The organism is Nonomuraea sp. NPDC049784, from assembly GCF_040659615.1.
In the GTDB taxonomy this organism is placed as follows: domain Bacteria; phylum Actinomycetota; class Actinomycetes; order Streptosporangiales; family Streptosporangiaceae; genus Nonomuraea.
Map to the genome: position 1 here is coordinate 1 of NZ_JBFAMX010000967.1, position 2,671 is coordinate 2,671.

A 2,671-nucleotide genomic window follows, 5' to 3' on the forward strand; every position below is an offset into this window, starting at 1 on the left:
GTCGATCGAGGCGTCCAGCACGGCCACCACCTCGTGCGAGAACCCCGCGACCGCCCCGCGCGGGTCGTGCCGCCGCATCGCCGCCGTCCAGCACGCCACCAGCCGGTCCTGCGCGCTGCGCTCGTCGCCGTCCGGGTCCAGCTCGGCCACCAGTACGGTCACCGGGCGCGAAAGATCCCATCCGAACGCCCGTGCCCTGGCCGTGACCCGCTCCGCCGTGCCCGCCCGGCCAGTGAGCACGTCGCGCAGGAAGTCGGCGCGGTACTTGCTCTCGACGGCGTTGACCGCCTCCTGCCGCGTCACGACGAGCGCGGCGACGGTGGCGGCACGTTCGAGAATGCCGACGTCGCTGTCCCTGATCGCCCCGGACGGGCTGTAGGCGACGATCCTCCCGTGGTGATGGCCTCCGGCGAGCACGGGCACCGAGGCGAACGACCGCGCCCGCCCCAGGGACGCCGGGCGGGCCGGGCCGTCGGCGGCGGGCGTACGGGGCGGGCCTTCGCGGGAGATCGACTCGCGCAGGACCGCCACGTGTTCGGCGGGGCCCGCGGTGGCCAGGACGCGGCCGGAGCCGTCCACGGCCGCCACCGACACGTCGAGCAGCTGCGCCACCTCGGCGGTCACCTCGTTGAGCCCGCCACCCGCCAGCACCACATGAACGAGCGCCCGGTGCGCCTCCTCGGCGCGGGCGAGCACGGCGGCCTGGCGGTTCAGGATGTCCGTCAGCACCTGGTTGAGGATGTCGTCGAACCCCACGTTGTTCGGCAGCAGGATGAGCGGGAAGCCGAGCCGGTCGGCCTGCTCGACCATCTCGTCGGGCAGCTCGTCCACGTATCGCCCGAGCTTGATCGCCAGCGCCGCCAGCCCGCGCTCGTCCAGGTCGGCCACCAGCCGCCCGAGCGACTGCGGCGTGTTGCGCAGCGGGTAGCCCGTGGTGAGCAGCAGCTCGTGCGGCTTGACCCAGGCCAGGATGTCGGGCACTTCCATGACGTTCAGCCGCTGGACAATGCGGCTCAGCCCGCTCTCCCCCGCTATCAGCCTGGCCTCGGCGAGAGTGGAGACGCCGAGCACCTCTCCTACCGAAACACCGTGAATGATCGTCCCGGTGCTGGCGAGACGGACGGGGGGTTCCATATGGACGATTGTGACTCCAGAAACCGTCTGTCAGGAAGAGCCAACCTTCCCGCTGACTGTTGGCAAATTTACCCGTACGGAGGGTTCCCTGGCCGTTCTACGGTCAGGTCCAAGGTCGGATGGGAGGCCAGGTGACCGTCAGTACTCACGCGAGGCGTGCCCGCATCCACGTCACGGGGGCGGCCAGCACGGCGGTGCGCCCCGTCCTGGAGTCACCGCGCCGCCCCGCCCGCGTGCTCGCCGCGTTCCCCGCGGGCGTGTATCTCGAGGTCAGGACCGACCTGGAGCCTTCGGTGATCGCCGTCATCACGGGCGCGGCCACGCGGCTGCCCAACTCCGTGCTGCTGGCCACCCAGCTACCGCACGTCACGGTGGGCGACGAGGCCTCGGTGGGCGAGCGCACCATCGAGCTGGGCCCGCTGAGCCTGAGCGTCCGCCGCTGGTGGGACCCCGCCCCGCCGCTGGGCCAGATCGATCGGGTATGCCTCGAGCAAGCCGCCGCCCGCCTGAGCCACCCGCCGGACCCTCCGCAACCCGGCCTGGTGGGCAATGCGTCCGTCGAGTTGCTGGCCGACAGCTGCGCGAAGGGCTGGCTGCTGGGGGCGGTGACGGCGGCCGAGCAGCTCATGGGTCTCGGGCCCGGGCTCACGCCGAGCGGCGACGACGTCCTGGCGGGCCTGCTGGTGACGCTGCGCCACCTGGGCGCGGCCGCCGGGGCCGAGCGGGCGGTCTGGCTGGCCGACTGGCTGGCGGCGACCGTGACGTTCGACGCACGCACACGTACCACTCCCATCTCGGCCACGCTCCTGCACTGCGCCGCCAGGGGGGAGGCCAGTCCCGAGGTGACCGCGGTGCTGCGTGGCATCGCCGGCGGGCAGTCCCTCGAGCCGGCCCTGCGCCATCTCCACCGCCTCGGCCACACCTCGGGCGCCGACCTCGCCCAGGGCATCGCCATCGGCGCGACCGCCGTCCTGGCTCTGAGCGGGCCCCGATGAGCACGGACACGGTGCTGGTACGGAAAGGCACGTACCACGATTCCGTCTCCCTCATGCGCATAAGTCGCGCGCTGACCGAAATGTCGGGTGTGGAGGCGGCCATGGTCGCCATGGCCACCGAACTGAACCTCGGCATCCTCCGCGACCTGGGCTTCACCGTCCCGGACGCCGCCCCTGGCGACCTCCTCGTAGCCGTACGCGCACACGACACCAAGGCCGCCGTCGAGGAGGCCGAGCGCCGGCTGACCGCCGTGGACCGCCCGGAGAGCGACCCGACGGACCAGCCGCCGCTCACCACCCGCTCGGCCACCAGGACCGGGGCCGACCTGGTGCTCGTGTCGACCCCCGGCGAGTACGCCTTCGCCGAGGCCCAGGACGCCATCCACGCCGGGCTCCCCGTCATGATCTTCAGCGACGGCGTCCCCGTGGCCCAGGAACGCCGGCTGAAGGAGCTCGCGGAGACCAGGGACGTCCTCGTGATGGGCCCCGACTGCGGCACCGCCGTGATCGGCGGCGTCGGCCTGGGCTTCGCGAACGTCCTC

The 2,671-nt window shown here is 72.6% G+C and carries 2 protein-coding genes and 1 pseudogene; 2 read left to right on the forward strand and 1 reads right to left on the reverse strand.

All coding sequences use genetic code 11. The features are described from left to right. On the reverse strand, nt 1-1,134 hold a 1,134-nt coding region (locus tag AB0J09_RS61795; RefSeq protein WP_360713427.1), incomplete at its 3' end, for a PucR family transcriptional regulator ligand-binding domain-containing protein. 131 nt (nt 1,135-1,265) lie between these two features. Between AB0J09_RS61795 and AB0J09_RS61800 the strand changes: the two genes are divergently transcribed. Together AB0J09_RS61800 and AB0J09_RS61805 are read left to right on the forward strand one after the other, a co-directional pair. Then, nucleotides 1,266-2,129 carry a DUF2877 domain-containing protein gene (locus AB0J09_RS61800; protein WP_360713429.1) on the forward strand — a complete coding sequence of 288 codons (864 nt, stop codon included), beginning with the start codon at nt 1,266-1,268 and terminating at the stop codon, nt 2,127-2,129. After that, a pseudogene (locus AB0J09_RS61805) lies at nt 2,126-2,671 on the forward strand (FdrA family protein); the annotation flags it as partial. The gene AB0J09_RS61800 and the pseudogene AB0J09_RS61805, both read left to right, overlap by 4 nt.